Annotated in this window: 23 protein-coding genes and 1 tRNA gene; 12 read left to right on the top strand and 12 right to left on the bottom strand. The window is 60.6% G+C overall.

Annotated elements, in window-relative coordinates:
* On the top strand, positions 1-1014 hold the full coding sequence (locus tag KBX13_RS05645; RefSeq protein ID WP_256021190.1) for a hypothetical protein: 1014 nt from the start codon (positions 1-3) through the stop codon (positions 1012-1014).
* A gap of 49 nt (positions 1015-1063) precedes the next feature.
* A complete protein-coding gene (locus KBX13_RS05650) occupies positions 1064-1489 on the top strand; it encodes a cupin domain-containing protein (protein ID WP_071573330.1) in 426 nt (141 codons plus the stop codon).
* An 18-nt stretch (positions 1490-1507) separates the two neighbouring features.
* Here KBX13_RS05650 and selB read toward each other — a convergent pair whose 3' ends face one another.
* The 3 genes from selB to KBX13_RS05665 form a co-directional block, all read right to left on the bottom strand.
* Positions 1508-3280 carry a selenocysteine-specific translation elongation factor gene (gene selB / locus KBX13_RS05655; RefSeq protein WP_256021192.1) on the bottom strand — a complete coding sequence of 591 codons (1773 nt, stop codon included), beginning with the start codon at positions 3278-3280 and terminating at the stop codon, positions 1508-1510.
* Positions 3281-3287: 7 nt separating this feature from the next.
* Complete coding sequence (gene selA, locus KBX13_RS05660) at positions 3288-4577, bottom strand: L-seryl-tRNA(Sec) selenium transferase (RefSeq protein WP_070479411.1); 1290 nt, start codon at positions 4575-4577, stop codon at positions 3288-3290.
* A gap of 29 nt (positions 4578-4606) precedes the next feature.
* Positions 4607-4701: transfer RNA gene (locus KBX13_RS05665), tRNA-Sec, on the bottom strand.
* Between the two features lie 24 nt (positions 4702-4725).
* Between KBX13_RS05665 and selD the strand changes: the two genes are divergently transcribed.
* Entirely contained in the window at positions 4726-5715 is a 990-nt protein-coding gene (gene selD / locus KBX13_RS05670) for a selenide, water dikinase SelD (protein WP_256007829.1), read from the top strand.
* 85 nt (positions 5716-5800) lie between these two features.
* On the opposite strand, the gene nrfD is transcribed toward selD, so the two are convergent.
* The 3 genes from nrfD to fdnG are packed head-to-tail and all read right to left on the bottom strand — an operon-like array spanning position 5801 to position 11173.
* Positions 5801-6895, bottom strand: a complete 1095-nt coding sequence (gene nrfD / locus KBX13_RS05675) for an NrfD/PsrC family molybdoenzyme membrane anchor subunit (RefSeq protein WP_256007830.1) — start codon at positions 6893-6895, stop codon at positions 5801-5803.
* Positions 6896-7894, bottom strand: coding sequence for a 4Fe-4S dicluster domain-containing protein (locus KBX13_RS05680; protein WP_070362714.1), 999 nt, complete (start codon positions 7892-7894; stop codon positions 6896-6898).
* Between the two features lie 9 nt (positions 7895-7903).
* A complete protein-coding gene (gene fdnG / locus KBX13_RS05685) occupies positions 7904-11173 on the bottom strand; it encodes a formate dehydrogenase-N subunit alpha (protein WP_205634829.1) in 3270 nt (1089 codons plus the stop codon).
* Between the two features lie 154 nt (positions 11174-11327).
* On the opposite strand from fdnG, the gene KBX13_RS05690 reads away from it, so the two are divergent.
* Together KBX13_RS05690 and KBX13_RS05695 are read left to right on the top strand one after the other, a co-directional pair.
* Positions 11328-11825: a ferritin gene (locus KBX13_RS05690; protein WP_256021194.1), complete on the top strand. Its 498-nt coding sequence runs from the start codon at positions 11328-11330 to the stop codon at positions 11823-11825.
* A gap of 279 nt (positions 11826-12104) precedes the next feature.
* On the top strand, positions 12105-13337 hold the full coding sequence (locus KBX13_RS05695; RefSeq protein ID WP_256021195.1) for a DUF4185 domain-containing protein: 1233 nt from the start codon (positions 12105-12107) through the stop codon (positions 13335-13337).
* Here the strand turns inward: KBX13_RS05695 and KBX13_RS05700 are convergent.
* Positions 13334-14287 carry a Dyp-type peroxidase gene (locus KBX13_RS05700; RefSeq protein WP_256021197.1) on the bottom strand — a complete coding sequence of 318 codons (954 nt, stop codon included), beginning with the start codon at positions 14285-14287 and terminating at the stop codon, positions 13334-13336. The two genes, KBX13_RS05695 and KBX13_RS05700, sit on opposite strands and share 4 nt — an antisense overlap.
* Before the next feature lie 62 nt (positions 14288-14349).
* Between KBX13_RS05700 and KBX13_RS05705 the strand changes: the two genes are divergently transcribed.
* Entirely contained in the window at positions 14350-15792 is a 1443-nt protein-coding gene (locus KBX13_RS05705; protein WP_256021199.1) for a DHA2 family efflux MFS transporter permease subunit, read from the top strand.
* Here KBX13_RS05705 and KBX13_RS05710 read toward each other — a convergent pair.
* Positions 15789-16208 (bottom strand): GNAT family N-acetyltransferase, encoded by a 420-nt coding sequence (locus KBX13_RS05710; protein ID WP_071573323.1) that lies wholly within the window; start codon positions 16206-16208, stop codon positions 15789-15791. The two genes, KBX13_RS05705 and KBX13_RS05710, sit on opposite strands and share 4 nt — an antisense overlap.
* A gap of 37 nt (positions 16209-16245) precedes the next feature.
* Between KBX13_RS05710 and KBX13_RS05715 the strand changes: the two genes are divergently transcribed.
* Positions 16246-17043, top strand: coding sequence for a spermidine synthase (locus KBX13_RS05715; RefSeq protein ID WP_256021201.1), 798 nt, complete (start codon positions 16246-16248; stop codon positions 17041-17043).
* Here KBX13_RS05715 and KBX13_RS05720 read toward each other — a convergent pair.
* Positions 17040-18338, bottom strand: a complete 1299-nt coding sequence (locus KBX13_RS05720) for a nitrate/nitrite transporter (RefSeq protein WP_256006421.1) — start codon at positions 18336-18338, stop codon at positions 17040-17042. The genes KBX13_RS05715 and KBX13_RS05720 overlap by 4 nt on opposite strands.
* Positions 18339-18488: 150 nt before the next feature.
* Between KBX13_RS05720 and KBX13_RS05725 the strand changes: the two genes are divergently transcribed.
* A complete protein-coding gene (locus KBX13_RS05725; RefSeq protein ID WP_256021203.1) occupies positions 18489-19547 on the top strand; it encodes an FUSC family protein in 1059 nt (352 codons plus the stop codon).
* A 3-nt stretch (positions 19548-19550) separates the two neighbouring features.
* On the opposite strand, the gene KBX13_RS05730 is transcribed toward KBX13_RS05725, so the two are convergent.
* Together KBX13_RS05730 and KBX13_RS05735 are read right to left on the bottom strand one after the other, a co-directional pair.
* A complete protein-coding gene (locus KBX13_RS05730; protein WP_256021205.1) occupies positions 19551-20045 on the bottom strand; it encodes a 2'-5' RNA ligase family protein in 495 nt (164 codons plus the stop codon).
* 138 nt (positions 20046-20183) lie between these two features.
* Complete coding sequence (locus KBX13_RS05735) at positions 20184-20393, bottom strand: hypothetical protein (protein WP_256021206.1); 210 nt, start codon at positions 20391-20393, stop codon at positions 20184-20186.
* Between the two features lie 147 nt (positions 20394-20540).
* On the opposite strand from KBX13_RS05735, the gene KBX13_RS05740 reads away from it, so the two are divergent.
* From KBX13_RS05740 to KBX13_RS05755, 4 genes are all read left to right on the top strand, one after another.
* Complete coding sequence (locus KBX13_RS05740) at positions 20541-22031, top strand: HNH endonuclease signature motif containing protein (RefSeq protein WP_256021208.1); 1491 nt, start codon at positions 20541-20543, stop codon at positions 22029-22031.
* Positions 22032-22041: 10 nt separating this feature from the next.
* Entirely contained in the window at positions 22042-22590 is a 549-nt protein-coding gene (locus KBX13_RS05745) for a DUF488 family protein (RefSeq protein ID WP_256021210.1), read from the top strand.
* Positions 22591-22777: 187 nt separating this feature from the next.
* Positions 22778-23137 carry a helix-turn-helix transcriptional regulator gene (locus KBX13_RS05750; protein ID WP_046646453.1) on the top strand — a complete coding sequence of 120 codons (360 nt, stop codon included), beginning with the start codon at positions 22778-22780 and terminating at the stop codon, positions 23135-23137.
* Positions 23134-25026 carry a cation-translocating P-type ATPase gene (locus KBX13_RS05755; protein ID WP_256021212.1) on the top strand — a complete coding sequence of 631 codons (1893 nt, stop codon included), beginning with the start codon at positions 23134-23136 and terminating at the stop codon, positions 25024-25026. The genes KBX13_RS05750 and KBX13_RS05755 overlap by 4 nt, the downstream gene beginning before the upstream one ends.
* Positions 25027-25104: 78 nt before the next feature.
* Here KBX13_RS05755 and KBX13_RS05760 read toward each other — a convergent pair whose 3' ends face one another.
* On the bottom strand, positions 25105-26085 hold the full coding sequence (locus KBX13_RS05760; RefSeq protein ID WP_070479383.1) for an NAD(P)-binding domain-containing protein: 981 nt from the start codon (positions 26083-26085) through the stop codon (positions 25105-25107).
* Between the last annotated feature and the right edge of the window lie 89 nt (positions 26086-26174).

Here is a 26174-nt window from a genome sequence, read left to right on the forward strand (position 1 = left end):
GTGGAACTCTCTCTCCCCGTGTACCCGCTTGCGCCATCGACGTGGGGCGCTGGCGAGGAGGTGACCGTCGTTGACGTCGTGCAGTCGCCTTTGTTTGCTGCATTCGGCGGCACGCGCCACACGTCATACGTGCCGGTAGTGCTCGAGCCAAACGCGGTCGAGGAAAACTGGCGGGTACGAAGGCTCAGCGCCGGTGTTCTTGGAGAGATTGCTCAATTCGACCGAGCCCGTTACGTCGACTTGGAGCGAATCCATCAGTCGCAGCTGCTACCGATGACGTTGGCTGCGGTGAAGTTCGATGCTGAGCACGGCAAGTTCGCCGTCGATGTGATTTTGCCACCGCCTCAGCTCGCTGTCCCTCGCAACAATGCGGGTCCTGATTGCCTTGTGCTGCCAAGCGGTGACATGGCGATCATCGATACGGAGCGAGGCGAGTTCAGCGCAGAGCAGCTCGCAAGTCTCGCGCCGGGCCAGTGGTTTGTTGGACTACAAACCGCGGGTGACGCCGACGTCGTAGTGACGTTGGGTGAGCGCGTGCTCGGCTGCGTCTCGGCAGCTGACCTTGACGATGTTCGTGCCATGCTTCTCGACGCCCCTTCGCCCGACAACGGATGTGTAGTCGCCCGCGCATTTTTCTTGGATGGCATGGCGGCCCTCGACATTGCTGATTATTCAGACGCAGCAGACCCGATGTGGCTGCACGTGCCTGACCTCACGCACTCTAGCCCGGACGGTGGGAAACAATTTGAAACGGTTCAGTTCCCCGACGGCTCGTGGGCTGTCACCGTTGATCGTTCCCGTGCCGCAGTTCCTACCCGGCCGCGAACGAACACTCAGGGTGCTGAGCCTGCACCGCTGGTGGACATCGACGTCGTGGAGGACGAAGAGGCGTCGATACTTGCTGAGACAGCTACTGCTGAGCCCCCTAGCAGCGACGACGGCGATTACCTGACCGAGGTTCAAAAAGCACGGCGGCGCCGCAGCCAAGACGCAGGCCGGCACCGCAAGCCCTAAAGCGCGCTATGCTGTGGAGTGAAACCGAACCTATTTGCGAGGAGGAATCATGTCCAAGATTTTGCGCACTGACCACGGGCCGAACCCAGTTACGTTCGACATTGAGCAGGCAACGCTTGATAACGATGCATTTCGTGACACTCTGTGGACCGGAAAGCACCTTCAGCTGACGGTCATGAGCATCCCAGCAGGTGGCGAGATTGGCGCAGAGATTCACGACGATCACGACCAGTTCATTCGCGTCGAATCCGGCAAGCTGCGCGCGATGATCGGCCCATCCGAAGACAATCTGACTGTTGACAAGGTCATCGGCGACGATGACGCAGCGTTCGTTCCTGCTGGCCAGTGGCACAACTTCGTGAACGAGTCCGACGCCCCGGCGAAGGTGTACTCAATCTACGCCGCTCCAGAGCATAAGCCTGGCACTGTCCACGAGACGAAGGCCGACGCGGACGCAGACGAGCACGAACACTAGAACAGCCGAACGAGGCTGCTACGTCAGTACTCGAACACCCGCCTCTATCTGGCGGGTGATTCCGCGTGCGTCTAGAAGCTCGAGCAGCGGGATGGCAACGCGGCGGGTCGTTTCGAGCGCCTGGCGCGCGTCCGTCGTGCGGAAAGGCTGAGGCAAGTCCCGCAGCCTCGCGGTTGCAAGCGTGATCGCATCTGCGGCAACGACTACGCCGCCACCGAGTCGTAGAATCCTTCCGGCCCGCTCCGCTGCCGCAAGCTCTTTCGCCCCCAGGCCGAGCCGTTCGAGATCGCGCGCCTCGGGCGCCTTAAATGGATGGGCACGAAGCTGCGCCTCGAGTTTCTGGACCCCTGGCTCTGCCTCCCCGAGATCGACCTCGGAGGTGTTGCAGACGTACCCGTCGCGAGTGTTGAGTTTCGCAGCGGCGACAGCAAGCGGCAACAGCTTCGCGTCTGGCAGATGCAGAGCTTCCACGGCCGCGCCAGTAGCTAACCCAGCCGACAGTGGATGCGCCGCAAGGTGTGCTTGCAATGCCTGCAGCAACGTGTCTTTCCACTCCATTACCTGCTGCGCGCGAATCCAGTACCCGGCAAACGCCACGGTACCTTGCGGGGGCTTATCGCCGACCTCAAATCCAAGGCTTGCCAACAGTTCTGGCCGCACGGCCACCCGTCTGGCGATCTCCACGTTGATATCCGGCAGCTCCTCAAGCTGCGCCGAGCGCCTCCGCCCGTCGCCGCGCCGGGGAAGGGCGGGCGGGTCGACGTCGATAGCCTCTACCCCGCCGAGAATTTGCTGCGCACCGGAGCCTCGCAGCACCAACCGGTCCCCGATGCTCAGCACCAGGTCGTGCTCGAGGATGAGCCTGGCGTGCTTTGCACCGAACGGTCGCACTTTCGCGCTGACTCCTGCAGTACCGACGTGCACCACAACCTCCTGCGGCACGTCGTTCAGTGCAGCCCCGTGGGTATGGCGCACATCCACCACAGAGGTCGTGTGCCACTTCTCTGGCGTGCACAGCGCCGCGCCACGCGAAACTTCGTCGACGCTCACTCCGCGAAGGTTGAGCGCGACGCGCATCGTCGGCTTGGCTTCTTCAACTGCGGTGTCCTCCGACTGGATACCACGCACGGTGACTTCGCGTTGACCTGCAGCGGTCTGTAGCGTCAGCGTCTGCCCAGGTTGAATTGTTCCGTTGGTGAGCGTCCCCGTAACAACGGTGCCGGCACCTTTGATGTGAAACGCCCTGTCGACCCACATCCGGATTCGCCCGGCGGGGTCCGCCGTCGGCTGTTGCCGAAGCATCGCTATAAGCGCACTCCTGAGTTCTTCAACCCCCTCGCCCGTCTTGGCAGAAACTTCGACGACAGGCCAACGCTCCATACTGGTACCAGCGACATTCCGGCGAGTTTCTTCAGCCACAGCTTGTCGACGCCCAGCATCCGCCTTATCCGCCCGTGTCATCGCGATCACACCGTGCTGGACGCCGAACGCATTGATAGCGTCCCGGTGGTCCAATGTTTGCTGCATCCAGCCCTCGTCCGCAGCGACGACAAACAAGACATCCGTGACTGGCCCAACACCCGCGAGCATGTTCGCGATGAAGCGCTCGTGCCCAGGGACGTCCACGAACGCGATGTCTTCACCATCGACGTTGGTCCACACGAACCCGAGGTCGATCGTGAGCCCCCGGTCTTTCTCTTCCTCCCAGCGGTCCGGTTCCATTCCGGTAAGCGCTTTGACCAGGGTGGACTTTCCATGGTCGACGTGGCCAGCTATCGCAACTACAAACACGTAACACTCAGTCCTTTCCTTGGGCCGCTCGAATCGCGGCTGCGATCTCGTGGTCGCGCTCGGGTGGCACGCAGCGCAGGTCAATCAACAACTCATTCTCGTGGACACGTCCGAGCACAACCGGGGTACCTGCCCGTAGCGGGGCTGCCAACGACTGATCAAGCGCAACAGCCCAACCGGGCAGTGGGAAGCCCGGCGCGCCGCCTCCTCCAACGCGGCCGTCGTGCGGAACCACACTGCCTCCAACCTCCGCTGCAATCGCTACTGCGCGGGCTTTGAGCTGGTCGGAGTTTGCGTGTAGGTAGTCGTGGACTGGTGTGCTGGCGATGTTCAGGCTTGCCTCCAGCGCCGCGAGGCGCAGCTTGTCGATGCGCACTGCGCGCGCCAGCGGGTGCCGCTTCAGCTTCGCAATGGCGTTCTTCGTTCCGACCATAACGCCTGCCTGCGGCCCACCAAGTAGTTTGTCGCCGGAAAACAGCACCACGTCCGCGCCATCGCGCAAAGCTGTGGTGGCATCTGGCTCGTCCGGCAGCAGCGGATCAGGGTGAAGCAGGCCCGAGCCGATGTCAGCGATCAGGGCGCAGCCGCGGGGCCGGACAAGCTCGCGAAGCTGCGCGATAGTGGTCTCCGCGGTAAACCCGTGCACCCTGTAGTTCGAGGGATGCACCTTCAGCACCGCTCCCGCGTTGTCGAGCGCCCGCTCATAGTCGAAGGGATGCGTACGGTTTGTCGCGCCGACTTCAACCAAAGACACTCGTGCGCTCTCAATGAGCTCAGGCAGGCGGAACCCCGCCCCAATCTCGATAAGTTCGCCGCGAGAGATAACGACGTCACGCCCCTCGGCGAACGTAGCCACGGCAAGGAGTAACGCCGCTGCGCCATTATTTACTACCAGCGCGTCCTCCGCCGCTGGACATGCAGCCAGGATTGCATCCGTGGCGGCCCTGCCTCTATCGCGGGATCGAACGCCTGCTGCGAGGTCCATCTCTACATCCACATATTGCGCGGCATCCACCATCGCGTCTATTGCCTGCGGGGCAAGCGGTGCTCTGCCGATGTTGGTGTGCACAACCACGCCTGTTGCGTTGAGGACTGGCGTCAGGGACCCGGGGTGGCGTCGACAAGCGTGGAGAAACTCCGGGGTGACCTCTTCAGGGGTGATCTCGCCGTCGCGGGCGCGCTGCTGCAACTTCCCTGCGAGCGCCTTAAGCGCGTGTGGCGCCAACGCGGTGTGCTCCTGCGCTGCAAGCGTAAGCAGTGCGTCTGTGCGAGGGATTCGACGGCGAGGATCATTCATGTGCTTCCCCTTACAACAACACAACGTTTTGGCGGAGACGGACAGGAATCGAACCTGCCAGGCCGAGATGCTCGACCTCACCAGTTTTGAAGACTGGGGTGGCCACCAGGACACGTACGCCTCCGAAAAGCAACGCTACCATGTAGGTATGGCTGCTGATAATTCTAAGATTCGTTTGACCCAGTACGCATCCGGTGGCGGGTGTGCGTGCAAGATTCCACCCGGTGAGCTCGAAGAAGCCGTCCAGGGACTGGTTGGTTTCGCTGACCCGAACGTGATCGTTGGCCTCGACGACGGCGACGACGCCTCCGCGATTCACGTCCGCGACGACCTCGCCGTCATCTCCACAGCCGACTTCTTCACCCCGGTCTGCGATGACGCCTACACCTGGGGCAAGATCGCGGCCGTCAACGCGCTCTCTGACGTCTACGCGATGGGCGGCACCCCAATCACCGCCATCAACCTGCTCGCCTGGCCACGGGATGTCCTCCCCTCAGAGCTCATCCGCGACGTACTGCACGGTGGCATGGACGCTGCCACCGCAGCCGGCATCAGCGTGACCGGCGGGCACTCGATCACCGCACCTGAGCCGATCTACGGCATGGCTGCCACCGGCATCGTGGACCCGGCCAAGCTCATACGCAACGACGCCGCAGAGGCCGGCCTGCCCATCACCTTGACCAAGCCGATCGGCTCTGGCCTACTGAACAACCGCCACAAGGCAACTGGCGATGTCTTCCCACAGGCCATCGAAGTAATGACCACGCTGAACAAGGAAGCTTCCGAAAAGGCAGTCGCCGCCGGTGTGAAAGCCGCTACCGACGTCACTGGTTTCGGCCTCCTCGGCCACTTGTTCAAGATGGCACGCGCTTCCGGGATCGACGCCGTCATCGACCACACGAAGGTCCCATTTATCGACGGCGCCCGTGAAACGCTCGAGGCCGGCTACATCCCAGGAGGCTCGAAGCGCAACCTCGACTGGGTACGCCCCAACATCGACTCTGATCTGGACGGCGACGAGTTGCTGCTCCTTGCGGACGCCCAGACTTCCGGCGGGCTGCTCGTCATCGGCGAGATCCCCGGCTACCCCGTCATCGGCGAAACTGTCGCAGGCACCGGCCGCGTTCAGGTGAAGTAGCCGAAATACCAAACTAGAAATACAACACTGCCCCTCCAACACGGTGTGTGAGAGGGGCAGTGTTGTGTGTTAGCTCCAGTCGCAGCTAGGCGGTAGTGATGCCGTCATCAACCTTGCCCGCTTCACGGCGCTTGCGCAGGCGCTCCCGCTGCGGTTCAACGACGTACTTCGGGTCCTCGGTGGACTGCTTACCGGCCTCGAGCACCGCGAAACGAGTCAGGCAGGAACCCGCCATCAACGCGACACCCGAAATACCTGCGAGTACTCGACTCTTTTTACTGAACAGCGCGCCAACGCCACCAACCGCGAGGCAAACCTCGGAAGCCTTGAAAAGCTTGCCTGCCTTTCCCGTGGAAAACGCTTCCTTAGAGACGTCGTCCAGTTGGCTCGTCATGTAGGACGTCGCTGCTACATCGGCGGCTGCGCCCACGACACCGAGTGCTCGCGGCACAGCGGCATTCTCCGTCGAAGTGGTGAGCAAGCCCATGCCGCCCGTCGCTGCGGTCGCAGATGATACGAACACGAACGGTAAATTCTTTCCCGCCTCCTGCCATGCAGGCACCGACGTGTTGCCGATCAGCACCGCGGTGTACGCCGCGAGCGGCGAGGCAAGCACACCGCCAGCAATACCAGCCGGGGTCGCTGCGAACTCAATAAACGAGCGCAGCGGGCTTGGCAGCGGCAGCTTCTTGCCAGTCAGCTCGTCGAGCTCCGGAAGCATAGCAAGCCCCTGCAACGAGGAGAACGAGCCCAGCAACCAAGAGCCGACACTCATCGGCGACGACAGCTTGAACACGCGGAACATGTTCAGCAAACGCTCCGGGCGACCAAGGTCAAGCACCAGGCAACCGGAGCCCACCGCGGCGGCAGCCATCGAACTAATCCGCATGTTGCGACGCAGCTCCTTGTTGCCTGTCGCGTCAGCTCCTACGGCCAACAAGGAGGAGCCTCCGGCGAGGCCGCCGAGGAAGAAGTAGACACCAATCGGCCACTCCCACGGAGGGAACTTCACAATCGGCTTACCGTAGTAGGAGTCAAAGTGCTCAAAGCTTGCCTCCGGCACCATTAGCTCCTCGCCACGACGCTTCTTCGGGCCACGTGGGCGCTCGCCTTCCGCTTGATCACGTCGCCGCGGACGACGCGGCTCCTGCGGTGGACGGTAGCTATCAAACTCAGCCATTTACTTCCTACCTCCGATCAGGACCGCGGCTGCAATAGTGCCAACCATTCCGGCTGCGGCAATGACGCCGCGCTTCGCCAGCTCCGGCAAGTTCGCCGTTGGAACCACTGGGTCTGGCGGAAGCCCGTAGACCTCTGGCGCATCCAGCAGCAGGAAGATTGAGCCTGTACCGCCTACACCGTCGTTCTGGTTTGCGCCATACAGGCGAGCTTCCGTCATGCCCTGCGCGTGCAGTTCCTTCACGCGCGCCTTCGCAAGCGCGAGCATTTCGTCGTACGTGCCGTACTTGATCGACGTCGTCGGGCAGGTTTTGGCACATGCTGGCTGCTCGCCGACCTGAAGGCGGTCGAAGCACATGGTGCACTTCTGGGCCACCCCGATGTTCTTAATCGGCGCGCTCTCACCAGGTGTGAAGTCCTCGCCCTTGCCGGAACGCTCGTTGCGCTTGCGAACGCCACCATCGCTACGACGCTCAATGACGCCGAACGGGCAGCCAGCAACGCAGGTACCGCAGCCATTGCAGACGTCATCCTGTACGACGACGGTGCCGTGCTCGGTGCGGAACAACGCACCCGTCGGGCACACGTCCAAGCAACCAGCGTTCGTGCAGTGCTTGCACACGTCGGAGGACATCAGCCAGCGGAAATCCGGTGTATCCGGCAATACCGCGCGGGTGGAAGCCTCTTCGGCAGGCTTGACGCTCGGCATTCCAAGCCCGACGAGCTTTGCACCCTCTTCACGAGCCTGCAGAATCCGGTCCTCGCCTTGCTCAATGAACGCCACGTGGCGCCACGTGTCCGCGTTCAGCGAACCGGTGTTGTCGTAGGAGTTACCAGACAACTTGTAGCCGTCCTGCGGGTTTCGGTTCCATTCTTTACATGCAACCTCACACGCCTTGCAGCCAATACAAATCGACGTATCCGTGAAGAAAGCCTTACGAGCTTCCTTCTCGTACCCGATGTTGGCTGGGGATTCGGTGATCTGATTCTTCGTTTTCATCGTCAAAACCTATCCTTCCCCGTTCGCCATATTCTTCTTCGTCGAGTCGTACTTCGCCGCCTCTGTGTCACCGAGCTGCTCACCAACGATGACGTCTTTCGACTCGTCGGTCAGCTTGGTACCGGTGTCCTCCGTCAGGCGCGCACGGCGCTGGTACTCACGCACCAGCTTCATGCGGTCCTCGCCGCGCGGGCGTCGGCCCGGCCGGATATCAACCGCGGAAACCTTCGACGCCTGGATGTTGACGTTCGGGTCCAGCATGATGCCCAAAAGGTCGTTCGGTCCATCGCCTTCGACCTCGGCGTAGGAACCTGCGCCGAAGTGATACGGCATACCGATCTGTTGGAACTCATGACCGTCGATGACCAGGGTCTTCATGCGCTCCGTGACCAGCACTCGCGCCTCGATGGCGTTGCGCGGCGAGATGATCGTCGCCCAGTCACCATTCTTGAGCCCGACCGCTTCGGCCAGCTTGTGCGAGACCTCACAGAACAGCTCCGGCTGCAACTCCGCCAAGAACGGCAAGCTTCTCGTCATCGAACCAGAGGTGTACGCCTCCGTCAGACGGTAAGTGTTCAGCATGTACGGGTACACGCCAACACCCGGCTCGCCAAAGTTCGGCGCCGAGAGGTTGTCCTCCCCACGCATCACAATTCGCGACGGCGACTGCTGCTGCTTGTACAGCGGGTTCGCAAACGGGGACTCCTGTGGTTCGTAGTGCGTCGGCATCGGGCCGTCAACCATTCCGGTTGGCGCGAACAGCCAGGCCTTGCCGTCCGCCTGCATGATGAACGCATCATCGCCTGCAAGCGCTGCAGGACCGACCGCGTCGCGCTCTGGCTTAAACCCAGGTGCGCGGTTGACCGGGAAGTCCACAACATCGTCGGACTCCCACAGCTCCTTGTCCTCGTTCCACCAGACCAGCTTCTTGCGCTCCGACCATGGCTTGCCGTCCGGATCCGCAGAAGCACGGTTGTAGAGCACGCGACGGTTCATTGGCCATGCCCAGCCCCACTCCAACGCCATCGCGTTCTGCTCCTGGCCTGGGCGCTTGTTCGCCGAACGGTTGACGTCGTCAGCGTACACACCACAGTAAATCCAGCAACCAGAGGAGGTTGAGCCGTCAGCCTTGAGATCCGCAAACTTGTCTACAAGCTGTCCCTTGCGAGGACCGTCGAGATAGTAGCCGTTGATCTCCTTCAGCACCGACTCCGGCAGAATCTCACCGTGCTCATCGCACTCGTAGTCCCAGGTGATCTTCTGCAACGGCACGTCGCGCGGGTCGGTCGAGTCCTTGACTCGCTCCTTCAAGCGAAGTCCCAAGTCGTAGAAGAACTCGAGGTCACTCTCGGCATCGCCCGGCGCATCCTTGGCCTTGTAGCGCCACTGCAGCACGCGCGAGGTCTGGGTAAACGTACCTGCCTTCTCAACGTGGTTCGCAGCTGGGAAGAGGAACACCTCAGTGTCGATCTCCTCCGGCGAAATCTCACCGGACTGCACCTCTGGAGAGTCCTTCCAGAACGTTGCCGTTTCGATTTCAGAGAAATCACGTACGACGAGCCACTTCAGCTTGGTCAGCGCCATGCGCTGAATGCGACCGTTCGACTGCGCAACCGCAGGGTTCTGGCCGAAGACGAAGTAGCCGTCGACAAGCCCCTGGTTCATCAGCTGCAGCGTGTGGTACGTCGAGTGCGCACCAGTCAACCTTGGCATGAGGTCCATGCCCCAGTTGTTCTCCTCGGTTGCGGCGTCACCCCAGTAGGCCTTCATCAACGACACAGCGAAGGTGTCGCCGGTCTGCCAGAAGCCCTTCTGATCACGCTTCGACACTGCAGCCAAGTACTCGTCCCACGTCTGGTGCGTGGACTGAGGCATCGGCAGGTAGCCAGGCAGGATGTGGAACAGCGTCGGCACGTCCGTGGAGCCCTGGATCGATGCGTGGCCACGCAGCGCCATGATGCCCGAACCCGGACGGCCGATGTTGCCCATCAGCGTCTGCAGGATCGCACACGTACGGATGAACTGTGCGCCCAACGTGTGCTGAGTCCAGCCAAGCGCGTACGCGAAGCAGGTGGTGCGATCGCGGCCAGAGTTCTCCGCAATCGAGTTCGCGAGGAAGTAGAAGTCCTCCTCGGAAATACCACACGACTCAGCAACAACCTGCGGGGTGTAGCGGGAGTAGTGGCGCTTCAAAATCTGGAAGACTGTTCGCGGATCCTGAAGGGTTTCATCCTTCTCAACGTCCCACGAAGTCTGCGCATCCCACTTCTTACGCGCCTGCCACGAATCGTTGGAGTAGCCACCCGTTTCAGGGTCGTATCCAGAGAACAGACCCTCAAGGTCCTCCGTATCCTGGAAGTCTTCACTGATCAACGTCGAAGCGTTGGTGAATGCCTTGACGTACTCCTCGAAGTACAGATTGTTTTCCAGCACGTAGTTGATGACAGCACCCAACAGAATAATGTCGGTACCACCACGAATCGGGATGTGCTTATGTGCCATCGCCGACGTACGCGTGAATCGAGGGTCGACGTGGATGATTCGTGCGCCACGCGCCTTCGCCTCCATGACCCACTGGAACCCAACTGGGTGCGCTTCGGCCATGTTTGACCCTTGGATGACAATGCAGTCCGCATTCGCCATGTCCTGCAGTGGCTGGGTCGCTCCACCGCGTCCAAACGAGGATCCCAAACTGGGAACCGTGGAAGAGTGTCATATACGAGCTTGGTTTTCTACCTGCACCGCGCCCGCTGCAGTCCACAGCTTCTTAATCAGGTAGTTTTCCTCATTGTCCATCGCGGCGCCGCCCAGGCCTGCGATGCCCATGGTTCGACGCACTGGGCGCCCCTTGTCGTCAAAATCCTGCCAGCCGTTTTCACGAGCTTCCAAGAAGCGGTCGACGACCATCTCCATGGCGGTTTCTCGGTCAAGTTTGACCCATTCCTTGGAGCGCGGTGCTCGGTACAGAATGTCGGTCACGCGGTTTTCCGCGTTGACGAGCTGCTCGGAAGCTGCACCCTTCGGGCACAGGCGTCCGCGTGAGTGCGGAGAATCCGGGTCGCCTTCAATTTGAATGACCTTATTGTCTTTTACATATACGCGCTGGCCACAGCCAACAGCGCAGTACGGACACACGCTCTTGACAACGCGATCCGCTTCTACAATGCGGCCTTCCATTTCTTGGCTGCGCGCAGATTCGGTGTTTTCGCCTCGGGCGAAGGCGTCACCACCGCGTATCTGGCGCACAACCGGCCAATTTAAGGGACTAAAACGAGACATACCGGCAAGGATAGCCCATTTTGCGAAGGTTCCCCATCGACATACCCCCAGGTCATTGATTAGGATACCCTTACTTTTGATGCATTTTTGCCTCGCAGGCGTAAAATAGCGCCGTAACATCAGTTTTCAACTACACCTTCAAAGGAGCTTGACTATGGACAAGAAATTGCAAGATGCAATGAACGAGCAGGTCACTGCGGAATACCAGGCGGCACTGCTGTACCGCCAGCTCGCCTACACCATGGAGGCACAGTCTTTCCCGGGCTTCGCCTCTTGGTTTGCAGAGCAGGCACACGAAGAGTGCGACCACGCGGAGAAGTTCGCAACGCACCTCATCGACCGGGGTCACGACGTCACCTTGCACACCGTCGCACTCGACGCTCCATCGATCGATTCCCCGCTCGCAGCGTTCAAGGCAGCGCTGGAGCACGAGCGCAAGGTCTCCGCGATGATTCGAAACATCGCTGGCATCGCCGATGAGGTCAAGGACTTCGATTCCCGCTCCCTCATCACGTGGTTCCTCGACGAGCAGATCGGCGAAGAGGCAACGGTTTCCGAGATTGTTGACCAGCTGACACTTGTCGGCAATGATGGTTCTGGACTGCTGCGCCTGGACTCGGGTCTTGGTCAGCGCAACGATTCTTCGAACTAACCCAATATTCGCCCAATAATTATCGACGTCCACTTCCCCACAGCCTGCTGCGGTGAAAGGGGACGTCGAATATTTTGCCTCACGACGTTTCATCCCAGGAGCCCCATGCCTTTGCCGCCTTTGACCCGAATTATCGCCTGTGCCACTACTCTTGCTCTTGCTGCGACGGGGATTTCGGTTCCCTGCGCGCAGGCGCAAACCAACTCGATTTTGCCCGCGTGGCCTACTGTCCGTCCTAATGGACCCGAAGACCTTCCATCGAAGCCAAAGCAAAAACCGATGAAGATGCCAGATGGCACCGTCGTCCAAATCATGGGTGATGTGCTCGGCCCGTGGGCCGCGCACGTCGGTATCGGGGCTGGCGATCTAGGTACGATGACCCCGCTCAACGGTGATGAGTTCGCGATGATCTTCGGCGACTCATTCCGCGGCAAAAAGTTTGGGGAAGGCGACTGGATCAGCCCCATTGGCGTGGTTGCGCGAATGAATAACGGACAGATCGAAATCCTTCGCCCGCTCAAGGGGCACCGTGACGCATACGGCCTGATCAACTACTACCGGAAAGAAGGCGACAACCTGACCCTCATCCCGTCCGACGTGATCAACATCAACGGAACGCTGTACATGCAGGGCATGTGGAACCGTGGCATCGGCAATGTGCTCGAGACACAGACATGGAAGTCCACAGACGAGGGGAAAACCTGGAAGAGCATCGGGCGCACCCCTAACTACTACCTCAATGGCCTTGGCCAGCTCATCTCTTGGGAAAAAGGGCCAGACGGCTACATCTACGCAGTGATGTCCGGCTTCCAGCGCGAGCACCCGGTGTACCTGGCTCGGTTCACCGAGGACCAGATCGGCGACCAGCCAAGTTGGGAACTGTTTAATCCGAACACCGGCGAGTGGGGCAACGAAGCTGGCGCGATCCTGCACGGTAACAAGATCAAGGCCGGCGAGATGAACCTGCGATACATCGACAACCACTGGGTGTTCGTGATGTTCAACGAGGCCACGCTCGCCGTCGAGGTCCGCATTTCGGATACGCTGCCACAAAGCTGGAACGACGTGCCTGTCGCGACAATCGCCAAGAATGGCTACTGGGACTTTCAGCAGACGCCGATGAATTTCTCCCAACCTTACGGTGGGTACATCGTACCGGGTTCCACGATCGCGAACCTCGACGTCGTCATTTCGCAGTGGAACACGAACACCAACGAACGCTACATGTCGACGCAGTTCAACGTCAAGGGCCTGGACACGTTCTTCGGTATTGACCCTGAAGCGATGCGCCCGCACGACCAAAACGATGTCGACGTCAACGTCACACCAAACCCACCGCAGACCGATGACATGGACGCCGAAGATAACCTGATGTCCTCGGAGGGCAGTTCCAAGACGAAGGCGGCGCTCATCACGGTTGGTGTGCTCGCCGGGCTGGGCTTAATCGCTGCGGTGACGTGGCCCACCATCCGCCAGTACCTGCCACCGCAGCTGCAGCAACTCGTGGGCTAGCGCAGCTCGTCCCTCACGTAATCCTCGACGTTTTCCATGAATGCCTTCGGCGGGGCAAAGAAGTTGCACCCGGTGAGTGCCGTGGAAAAGTCGAGGATTCTGTCATAGTTGCCAACTGGCTCTCCGATGAACATGCGGCGCAGCATCCGCTCGGTGATGGCGACGTCCTTCGCGTAGCTCATAAAGAATGTGCCCTGCTGGCCGGCTGCGTCACCGAAGGTGAGGTTGTTGCGGACGATCTCCAACGATTCGCCGTCTTCATCTTCGATCGAGTTCACAGCAACGTGACTGTTGGCCGGTTTCGCGTCGTCGTCGAACTCGATGTCTTCGTGCTTCGTTCGGCCGATGACACGCTCCTGCTCCTCGACGGGTAAATCGTCCCAGGCTTTCAGATCGTGGACGTACTTTTGCAGCACGATGTGGCTGCCACCCGCCCACTTTCCTTCGCGGATAATCGCCGTTGCGATGCCGTCTTGGCCACGCGGGGACTCGGTGCCGTCGACAAACCCGAGTGGGTCGCGGAAGTCCTGGTACTGGAAGGCGTGCGTCTCATCGAAGTCTTCGATGGCGTCGCCGAGCTGTTTCGTGATGCGGCGCGCAAGTTCGAAGGCGACGTCGTATTCGTCGGCACGAATGTGGAAGAACAGGTCGCCCGGTGTCGACGGCGCGTGGTGCTTCTCTCCTTGCAGTTCAACGAACTCATGGAGGCCCTCAGGCTTTTCCACGGTGAAGAGGCGATCCCACATCTTGGCACCGATGCCGAGCACTGCGCTCAAGTGAGCCTCGGGCCAGCGGAAGCCGACGCCGTTGACGAGCCCCGCGAGGCCACCGATGATGTCCACCACCTCCCCCTCATGACCCGGCGCGATGGTCAACGTCAAAAAGATTGCGTCTTTTGACTGCGGCAGGATGACGTTCTGGGAGACTTCTGTCGAATGTATGTCGCTCATAGGTGCCATCATATGCCCCTATGCTCTTTCGCCACTGGCGACCACCCGGTAGAGTCAGTGCGATGGAGACTTCCCGCAGCACAGGGCCCTGGGCGGCGTTGTGGTCGATGATGGTCGGGTTTTTCGTGATTCTGGTGGACTCGACGATCGTTGCCGTCGCTATTCCTGCGATTTCCACCGCGTTTAACGCCACCTACAGCCAGATTATCTGGGTGAACAGTTCGTACTTGCTGGCGTACGCGGTGCCGCTGCTGATTACGGGGCGGCTCGGTGACAGGGTGGGACCACGAACTGTCTACCTGTGTGGCTTGAGCCTGTTCACGGTCGCCTCGCTGGCGTGCGGCTTGGCAACCTCGATCGAGGCACTGATTCTTGCCCGGGCTGTGCAGGGCTTTGGCGGTGCCCTAGTGACACCGCAGACGATGTCGGTGATGCTGCGCACGTTCGCACCGCAGCAGCGGGGTGGCGCCATGGGCGTCTGGGGCGCAACGGCAGGGGTAGCGACAATCGTTGGGCCGCTGCTCGGCGGTCTCCTCGTGGACGCCTGGGGCTGGGCGTGGATCTTCATCATCAACGTCCCGGTGGGCATTGTTGGCATCGCATTGGCGTGGGTCTTCGTGCCGAAGCTCGAGCAGAATGCACGGACATTTGACTGGGTTGGCGTCGCTCTGTCGGCTTCGGGCATGTTCTGCCTGGTGTTCGGCATCCAGGAAGGACAGACATTTTCGTGGAGCTTCGCCATCGTTGCACTCATTTGCACCGGCGCCGTGTTGCTGTCGCTCTTCGTATGGTGGCAAACAAAAACCACCCGGGATCCATTGGTGCCGTTGGAGCTGTTTTCTGACCGAAACTTTTCCCTCGCCTGCGTAGCAATTTCTACGGTTGGGTTTGCAATCTCCACCTACGTCATTCCGTGGATGATCTACGTGCAAAACGTGCAACACTACTCGCCAACCCAAGCAGCGTTGCTCCTGCTTCCCGCGGGATTGATTTCTGGATGCTTCTCGCCTTGGGTCGGCAAGCTCACCAACACGCATCAGCCCAAGCCGTTCGCGATCGCAGGGCTCTCGCTCGTCGCGGTCGCGATTGGTGCCGCGGCCTTCATTACCGACCCGAGTGTCTCCCCAATGTGGTTACTCGTGGTCTCCGTGATCAACGGGTTTGGCAACTCAATGGTGTGGGGGCCATTGTCCATGATCGCGACACGAAACCTCGATCCCCGCCTGGCCGGGGCGGGTTCCAGCGTGTATAACACCGTGCGACAGCTCGGCGCGGTCATTGGCTCAGCAGGGATCGCGGCGATGATGTCACAGCAGATTGCGCACCAACTCGGGCCGGCGGCTGCCGACTTTTCCGGCGGCGGGAGCACCCAAGCGCTCCCCGACGTGCTTCACCAACCATTCGCGCAGGCGATGTCCACGTCTATGCTTCTGCCGTTGAGCCTCGTCATCGTTGGTGTACTGGTTTCCACCAGATTTGTGCGCACCCAGTCTTGGAACGATTAATCTTCCAGGGAAATCATGTACACAGGTGGCTCAATCTTGAAGTAGCCGAGGTGCTCCCAGAAAGCACGCCCTGCGTCGTTGCCTTCTGCCACCATCAGGTGCACTGCTGGGGCTTTACGTTCGCGCAGCCATTGCACGCAACCGTCGGAAAGCAAGCGCCCCACGCCGCCTCCCCGAGCGCTAGGGCGCACTCCTGTCATGTGAATCCACCCGCGGTGGCCGTCGAAACCTACGATAGTCGCACCGTCAACGACACCTTCTGCAGACTCAGCAACGAGCACCGTACTACCAGGGCTTTCCATCGCAAGATCGAAGTCAGTCGGCGGGTCATTCCATTCCTGGGTAATGCCAGATTCGTCCCAAACATCCACGACCGCCTGGCGGTCCTCAGGGCGGGCTTCACGCAATGTGTACATAACAGGTAAGAATAAACGCTGAAAGGTAGAGCATGAAATGCGACGTAAACCCCGCACCCCAAAGAAATCCATTACGGGAACATTCCCCGTAGACACCGGCAGAGCGACCATCATCGCCGACAAACTTCGCGACGGCGGCTACACCCTCGAACTCAACCGCGTCCCCAGCTCCTACGTTGTACTCGGTGCGCCGGAGGTGCTGACGTTCGACTACATGCAGTGGATCACGCGATTCATCCGCCCCGGCGACACCGTGCCCTCGGATTTCCGCGCAGTCCACCTCGGCGGGGCCGCGTGCACGCTGCCTGCGCATTTCGCGCACCGCTACCCCGAAAGCCATCAAACGGCGGTGGAGATCGACCACAGGCTTGCGCAGCTCGTGCGTTGGGCCTTTCACGAAAACGTCGAGCCTGTCACGATTCGCTGTGCAGAAGCACGCGCGTTCACTCACGCCTGCCAACCACGCAGCCTCGACGTCATCATTCGCGACGTCTTCAGCGGCCCCTCCACCCCTCGCCCGCTGACCACCGTCGAGTTTTTCCGCGCGTGCACCGTGGCACTGCGCCCGGGAGGCATCTACATCGCAAACATCGGCGATAGGCAGCAGCTTCCCAACACCCGAGCCGAAATAGCCGGGCTCCTCGAGGTCTTCCCCCACACCGCGGTTGTCGCACCACCAGCGATGCTCGACGGCCACGAGTACGGCAACGTCATCGTCGCCGCGAGCAACGCACCCTTACTTTTCGACGCCACCTCCGACCCCACCGTGGCCGTGAAAGACGGTACGGCCCTGCTCACGGGCGTTTCCACCGATAGCCTTGCCCGGCGCGACTAGGCCAACTGCTGCGCTTCCGGCACCCAAAGCTTGCGGGCACCGCGGAACGTTGCGCTCACTCCGAGCAGCACCAACAATGTGAACACCGGCACAGAGACAAAGCCGTAGCCGTAGGAGCCGAAGTAGTCTTTCACCCACCCCCAGACAGCCGCACCAATTGAAAGCCCAATTGGGTAGGCCATCCCCAGCGTGCCCCAAATCTTCGAGAACTCTTTCTGACCAAACGAGTGCTCTGCGATCAGTGGTGGGGCGACGGTGCCGCTTGCAGTACCGAGGAAGATGAAGATCACGAAGAACACGTAAGGCAGGAGCGTGGTCATGTATGCCCACGCCGCGGTCGCGCCGGCCGCAATCAGCAGCACGATCCACAGGGCCCGCTCCAGGCCGATTTTATCGATGAACCAGCCAAGAAACGGTTTGAACACGATCAGACAAATCGTTGCCGTGATAATGATTGTTGAAATTTCCTCTGGGCGAAGCTCCACACCCCACGGCTTGCCAGAAAGATAGTTCACGAAGTGTTGCGTCATCCCGTAGATCGCGCCCAACAACAGCAATGAGGCCGCCAATACGTAGAACCAGATGCTGCCAAAAGCCTCCCGCTGCGTCATTCCCGGCTCGTTACCAGTTTTCGTGGTCACTTCATCTGCCGGTGCCACCTCCGCACCGTACGGGCGTAGGCCGAGATCCTCAGGATTGCTGCGGATCAGGAACAACGCCGGTCCCGTTGTCAGCACAACCATTGCGACGGCCATAATCACCATCGAGGTCCTCCATCCAACGGTCCTCAGCAGGATCGGCACTACTACGCCGAGGATCACACCGCCCACTCCTGTTCCCGCCAGGACGATGCCCAACACGGTTCCTCGTTTAGCCACAAACCAGCGATTGATAACGACGATCGGGACGTACTGCAGCGAAAGCCCCACGCCGATACCAATGACGATTCCGGCTGCATAAAACCACCACAGAGATTGTGCGGCGGAAAAGACAACCAAGCCACCCGCAGCAATGAGACCACCAAGGACCAACAAGCCAGGCGCCTTGATTCGGTCAATGAGCATGCCAGCCACCGGCATTGACGCCGCGGAAGCGAAGCCATACAAAGTGAAATAAATCATGAACGCACCTGCACGGGTCCCAGGAAAGTCCCCGAGCACCGCCGGTGTAAAGAAACTCAGACCAGTCAGCGTTATTGAAAACGCCACCTCTACCAGCAAGGCACCGATAATGACCATCAGGTGACGTGCCGGGATTTTCCCAGCGGATTGAATATGCCCTTCAGTCGCAGCCATGTCCGCTACTCCCTCGCAGTCAAAAGAGAATTTGAATGGACTTAGTGTACGTCCGCCTCCGACACAATTGGCGTTTTTGGGTTCTGTGACAGAGGGCTGGCAGAGGGCTAAGGTAACAACTCTGTTACTTCCGGGAGAAAGGGCTGATCTTTGAACCATTTTCGCGCCATGTTCACGATGGCACCCGCACGCCGGGACCATATCCCTGCCTTCCGCACAGCCGCCGGAGTAGCCATCCCACTCCTACTCCTGCTCTGGATCGGCCGCTTCGACCTTGCCATCTACGCCAACTTTGGCGCGTTTACGGGTGTTTATGGACGCCACGAAACCCGACAGGATAGGGCACGCCACCAGCTCCTTGCTGGTACCGCCATCGTGGTCGCGATCGCAATTGGCGCGACGATGTCCTGGACCCACACCAACCAATGGCTCATTATGCTCATCTCTGCCGTCGCGTCCTCGGTGTGGGCGACCATCGCGCTGTGGTCAGGTACACGCCCAACCGGGTCCGTCTTCGTACTCTTCGCAATCGCCGCGGTGGGGTCCCTTGCCCACCCGGCACACCCACTGATCGCTACAGCAGTCGCTGCTGCGACGGCCGGTCTTTGCTTTGGGCTCGGGAGAATATCGCACCTCATAGGGGAAGGTCCCAATGTGCGTGAACCGCGAGGGGAGGAAGTGGGCGTCGATAAGCAGGCGCTGAAGCGAGAGGCAGCGCGATTCTTCCTCGCTCCCCTGCTCGCTGGAACGATCGGCATCATCTCCGTCGCTCTCATTGACCCGCTGTCGCACTTCTACTGGGCGATGGTCGCTGCGGTAGTTCCGCTGGTCAACAACCGCTACCGCGTGCAGTACTTTCGTGCCTTGCAACGTATGCTCGGCACCCTTTCCGGCATTCTCGTCGCCGGGTTCCTCCTCTCGCACCACATGCAGGAATGGCAGTTCGTGGTATGGATCATCATCCTGCAGTTCTTGACAGAAACCTATGTCACCCGCAACTACACGCTGGCAGCGAGCTTCATCACCCCGACCGCCCTGCTGATGATCCAAGCCGTCGAACCTGCCCCCGTCGCGCCAATGCTCCTTGCGCGCAGTGCGGAAACCATCCTCGGTGCTGCCTCAGCGCTCGTAATTATCGCCATCGGATATACCAGAACCAACCCGCACTTGGTACGCCAACGCCTCAAGGCTGCCACCCCTAAAGCCTAAGGCCTAAACCTCAAACCGATACTCGGAGCCATACCGCGGCTGGTACAGCGCCGCATACTCCACATCCACAGCCCTGAAGTGTGGCGATGTCACTTCAGCAAGTGCCTGGATATGGTCCCCTACGATCGCCTTCGGCAGGCGCAGCCCCATCGTTAGGTGCGGAATCCACCGAGCACCACGGCCATCGGGATTGAGCTCGTTGAGCTCCCGCGCTGCTCGCTCAAGCTCGTCCGGGCCCTGCAGCAGCCACGCCACCGTCTGCTTCGACTTCGTCCCGAACACCACCGTGCCTACCCTGTCCAGACGCGCAGGCAATAACTGGGGCAGGAGTTCCCCTGCTCGGGCGATCACCTTTCGAGCCATCTGAGGAGCGAACGTCACTGACACGTGCGGGCGCTGCTGAACGGGAAATCCGCGCTGCGCCAGCTCCTCATAAATCTTGCGAATCTCCTGCTCCTGCGTCTTCGGCAAGCGCAGCAAAATGTTCTCCGGGGACATACGACCTCACTCGTTGATGTCTTTCAGGTCCACGATAACGTCGGGGTTGCCGAACGCCTTGCGGACACGCTCGAGGGCATCGGGAAGGCTCAGCCCGTCGGCGGCAGCGCTTAAGATCACGTCTTGCAGGTCGCCTCCTCAGCCCCAATCTTTGTAGTCATCAAACCCATATCCAGTGCCGGTGAGCACTTTGTCATCGTTGAACTTCAGCGCCATGACACCGTTTCCAAACCGCCACATCCACCCCGTCCCTGGGCAAGGCTCACTGGTTTTCGCTTTGCAACATGGCGTCGGAATCATCTCGAGACCCATGTACCGGTAGCGATCATCACTGTCATTGCTTGCCATGTTCGTCGAGCGCCTCCACCCTCAAGTGATTGTCTGCCACGTCTCAACGTACCAAACCGCCAGAAAGTTCGTTCACTTGTTCGAATCGTGCCGATCTGTGTCGGCGGGGGTTGATAGGGTGAGAGCAACTCACGAAAGGAGGGGGGCATGACCAGCACAATCACCCGATGCGTCAACGATATTTCGGCAGCGCTGCGCACGTTAAGTGAGCTTTTCGCCGACCCCTCCGCCCTCACATTCAGTGATATCCGGCACGAAATGGAACGCCTCGAGGAGCAATTCAAAAAGAAGGCAACTATCGACGCCGCGTTCGCCTTCATCGCCGAGCGCGAAGAAGCTGGCCGAATTGTCGGCGCTAACTACCCCAACGCGTACCTCCAGCAGTGCCTCGACCTGTCAAAGGGCGAAGCCTACAACCGCCTTGAACGCGGCCGACTCCTCTTCGGCCAGCCGCCAGCACCTAGCACTCCCCCGGCCAGCGAGGAAAGCACCGAGGAGCTTTTCGCTCGCACCCATGAAGTGGAGCAGCAGCAGGCAACTGCCAGAAGAACGTCTTCCCAGGTTAGTGCAGAGAAGCAAAACATCATCCGGCGCGAACTCGACAAGTTGCTCAAAGCTGGCGTGGACGAACGCACCCGCATCTACTCCGCAGCCATGACCGAGGGCTTACGTCGCAACCCCGAAGACCTCCGGCAGTTCGTTCGCCGCGCAGTCAGCGACGTCAACCGGAAACACGCCCCACATACCAACCCTAATGCCGGGTATGAAAATCGTGGCATGTCCATTGGTCGTCGCAAATCGGATGGCACTGTAGACATCTACATCAACGCTACGGCTGGAGATGCCGCCCTGATCAAAGCGCACACAGACAAGGGCCTCGCGCCAAACTCCAACCTTCCAGCAGCGATGCACGACGAAGTGGACTCCCGCACCCGGCAGCAACGTCGGTTCGACCAGTTCTTCGCCATTTTCAAACAACACGAGCAATCGCACCAGAAGGCGAACGGCGGCGCTGCCTCGGTGGTCATTGCACTTACTCTCGACGACCTCGCCGACGGCGATGCTTCCATGCTTTACGGCACCAACACCGGCATCGAAGTCGACTGTTTCGATCTTGTACGCCTCGGTATGGACGGAACTACAGACTTCCTCCTCCAAGTGGACGGCGTCACCTCAGTACCACTGTGGATGGGGAGAACCACCCGGCTCGCATCGGTCGAACAGCGAATCGCAATGTTCGCCATCCAAGGAGTATGCTCCTGGCTCGGCTGCACCACCCCTATGTCAGAATGTGAGGCACATCATATCCTCGCCTGGATAAAGGGCGGACACACCGATATCGAAAACCTCACTGGTCTTTGCCGCGAGCACCACAGATGCAACAACGACAACAGAGACGGCTCCTTTGACAAGGGCTACATGGATTTCGACCCGCAAACAGGCAAAGCGGGATACCGAAAGCACCCGTCCGATCCAATGAAATTCAACCAATCGGTGCCTGCGAAACACTCGGCAGTCAGCAGAATCTACGCCGCAAAAGGCAGGTGCAACTGCGTACGGACCGGAGAGCGTGACCCCGCCTTGTATCCGCCAGGCCTCTCACCTCCCGTTACGGCTCCACTATCTCAAAGCGCCTAGGGTCGGAGGCATGAAGATCTTTACCGTCGGCCATTCAAACCTCGAGTTTGACCAATTCGTGGGCATGCTCGAGGCTTCCGGCGTGCGTGCAGTCGTGGACGTGCGCAAGCTTCCCGGCTCCAGGAAGTACCCCTGGTTCAACGACGATCAACTTGCCCAACACTTACCTGGGCACGGCATCGAATACTCCCGAAACGAAGGGCTCACCGGGCGGCGCAACGTGTCCAAAACAGTCCCCTTCGAGGTGAACGGCAACTGGCGCAACCGAAGCTTTCACAACTACGCGGACCACGCCCTTGGCGACGAATTCGCACAGTCACTCCAAGCGCTCAGGGAACAAGCCAGGACATGCCCAACAGTAATCATGTGCTCAGAGGCAGTCTGGTGGCGTTGCCACCGACGCATCATCGCCGACCACCTCCTGGCCCACGGCGACAACGTGCAGCACATCATGGGAATGACACAGCACGGCCCCACCCTAAGTGCAGCGAAGTTCAACGACGGAGCTGTCGTCGGCGAGGATAAGAAAGTGCGCTACCCGGAGCAAGAGACCAAGTAGCACGTTTCAACTACCCACCGCTGCCCCTGTTCCCATTTCCGCAGTACGCGCCCATTTTTAGCTAGAGGGGCGCTAACCTCTCAAAAAGCCTCTAAAAACGCATTGATTGAACAGGTAGCAAACTCTTCGCTTCAATGTCAGTTCAGCGCGTTTGAAATAGTTCAGTATTGACTGTATAGTTCAGCGCATGCTGACTATTGCTTCGCGCCTCGATGTCATGAACCGGCTCGGCCGGGCCATGGCGGATCCGACGCGCTCCAGAATCCTGATGACCCTACTCGACGGCCCGAGCTACCCGGCTGTGCTTTCGCGCGACCTGGACTTGACCCGCTCGAACGTCTCGAACCACCTGACCTGCTTGCGTGACTGCGGCATCGTCGTCGCCGAGCCGGAGGGCCGCAAGACACGCTACGAAATCGCCGATCCGCACCTCGCGACAGCGCTCAACGCGCTAGTGAACGCGACGTTGGCTGTCGACGAGAATGCCCCGTGCATCGACCCTGAGTGCTCGGTGCCCGGCTGCGACGGAAAAGGAGTGGACGCATGACTTCAGCATGTGGATGCGAACACGAACCAGCCACGGAAATCGAAGCTCTCGATCGGCCATGGTGGAAGGACCCCGAGTTGCTACTGCCGATCTTCTCCGGCATAGCCCTCGTCATAGGCCTGGCGCTGGACTGGTCTGGGCTAGAGGCACCCGCGACAGTACTGTTCTGGGTCGGCCTGCTGCTAGGGGCGTATACGTTCGCGCCCGGCGCTACCCGGAACCTTGTCACGAAGCGCAAGCTCGGCATTGGCTTGCTGATGACAATCAGCGCGGGCGGCGCGGTGATCCTCGGTTACGTCGGAGAGGCCGCGGCGCTAGCGTTCCTGTACTCGATCGCCGAGGCGCTGGAGGACAAGGCGATGGACCGGGCGCAGAGCGGACTGCGAGCACTGTTGAAGTTGGTGCCGCAGACCGCGACGGTGCTGCGCGACGGCACGGCGGTCGAGGTCGCAGCGAAGGACCTCGTAGTTGGCGAGCTGATGCTTGTACGCCCCGGGGAGCGGATCGCCACGGACGGCATCATTCGTTCCGGACGCTCCAGCCTTGACACCTCAGCGATCACCGGAGAATCCATTCCGGAGGAGGTCGCACCGGGCGACGAGGTGCCCGCGGGAGCGATCAACTCCGCCGGTGTGCTGGAGGTCGAGACGACCGCAGCTGGAACTGACAACTCGCTGACCACACTCGTGGACCTGGTCGAGCAGGCACAGGCGGAAAAGGGCGACCGCGCCCGGATCGCCGACCGGATTGCCCGACCCCTAGTGCCCGGGGTGATGATCCTGGCGGTGCTAGTGGGCGTGATCGGCTCGCTGCTCGGCGACCCCGAGACGTGGATCACCCGCGCGCTGGTGGTCCTGGTCGCAGCGTCGCCGTGCGCGCTGGCAATCTCCGTGCCGCTGACGGTCGTGGCCGCGATTGGCGCGGCCAGCCAGTTTGGCGTGGTCATCAAGTCCGGCGCTGCGTTCGAGCGGCTCGGCGGCATCCGTCACCTGGCGGTGGACAAGACCGGAACTCTTACCCGCAACCAGCCCGAGGTTACCGGGGTGGTCCCGGCGGACGGATTCGATCGGGCCCAGGTGCTTTCCTTCGCAGCGGCAGTTGAGCAGCAATCGACGCACCCCCTCGCCGCGGCGATCGCGGCAGCGGCGCCCGAAGCACCCGCCGCCTCGGACATCAGCGAGGAAGCCGGTCATGGCATCGGCGGCACCGTCGAAGGTCGACGGGTGCTGGTGGGCAGCCCCCGGTGGATCGACGCCGGGCCACTGAAGGCAGACGTTGAGCGCATGGAGTCCGAAGGTCAGACCTGCGTCCTGGTCACCGTCGATGACACCCTCGCCGGAGCGATCGGGGTCCGCGACGAGCTGCGTCCCGAGGTTCCCGAAGCTGTGCAGACCCTGCACGCTAACGACGTGAAGGTGAGCATGCTCACCGGCGACAACACTCGCACCGCCCGGGCGCTGGCTGAGATCGCCGGGATCGACGATGTGCGCGCCGAGCTACGCCCAGAGGACAAGGCAAGCATCGTCGCCGAACTCTCCTCCAAGACACCGACGGCCATGATCGGCGACGGCATCAACGATGCTCCGGCACTGGCGGGCGCAACGGTGGGTATAGCGATGGGAGCGACCGGCTCTGACGCCGCGATCGAGTCCGCTGACGTCGCCTTCACCGGCCACGACCTCCGGCTGATCCCTCAGGCACTGCAACACGCCCGCCGAGGCAGCAGGATCATCAACCAGAACATCGTGCTGTCTCTGGCTATCATCATCGTGTTGATGCCGCTGGCGATCAGCGGCGTGCTGGGCTTGGCCGCCGTCGTATTGGTTCACGAGGTCGCCGAAGTCATCGTGATCTTGAACGGCCTGCGGGCTGCACAAGCGAAGCGCTGAGCCACACTTTCGTCCAGCGCGCTGGCTCCCCAACGCGGATCTTAGAAGGATCGTTCTGCTCAGGGACCAAGCGTCATCTCAAAACTTTTGATGCCGAGCTTTATCGACACGGCCCGCAACAACCTGGGCAGTGTGTTTGGCAAAAGGCCCCACACCCATCAGCGTTGCCGAGCCGTCGCCGGTCCAGTTGCCATAACCGACTAGATGCAGATTCTTCACCGCGGCTTCGCGGCCGCGCATGAGGTGGCGGAATGGACCGAGGGTTGGGCGAAAACCAGTGCACCAGATCAGGTGGTCGTGGTCCAGCTCGTTCAAGCTATCGAAGATGGGGGTAGCGGTGAGCTGACCGGAGTTGCGGAGCTCACGTAGATGAGGCAATGCGACAATGTCCCCGAGGTTCGGGTCGGCATCGCCACCGAGAATCCGGCGGCGGCTGCGGAGAAAGAGATCGCGACCATCGACATCATCAGGCATCCAGCGCGGTTGCTCACGTGTGAACCATGTGACCTCCGACGTCCCGATGAGGTCCGCGGCGATCTGAGCACCCGAGTTCGCCCCACCGACCACCGCAACTTTCGCATCGCGGAATGGTTCGGGACCAGGGTAGGTCGACGAATGCCACTGGCGTCCGTGAAAAGTGCCGGGATAGTAGGGCACGAAGGGCGCGGACCACGTGCCTGTGGCAGCGACAACGTGTTCCGCCGTGAATTGACCGGCGGTCGAATCTAGGGTGAACGTCCCTCCCTCGTGGGACACGCTTCGAACGTGCACTGGGCGCCTCACCGGGAGGTCGTACCGTTTTTCGTAGCTTTCCAGATAGTCGATGACATGACTTGCAGGCGGGTACCCCGGGTAGTGCGGCATGGGCCAGCCGGGCAGATTGGAGAATTCCGCGGCGGAGAAAAGCGTCAATGACGGCCACGTATGCAACCACGCTCCACCAGGTTCCTCCTGGTTGTCTAGGACCAAGAAGTCCACTTCGTAGCGTCGCAGGTAGTACGACGTGGCTAGGCCGGACTGGCCACCACCGACGACGATAGCCGTGTGATGCTCAGCCAATCGATCATCCCTCCAGAATCTCCCGGAAGCGCCACTCAGTGTCGTTTCTCATCGGGCACATGCCCGCCCAGGTGTGTCTCCTCGAGCTC

The organism is Corynebacterium sp. CCUG 51687, assembly GCF_024453995.1.
In the GTDB taxonomy this organism is placed as follows: Bacteria; Actinomycetota; Actinomycetes; order Mycobacteriales; family Mycobacteriaceae; genus Corynebacterium; species Corynebacterium pseudogenitalium.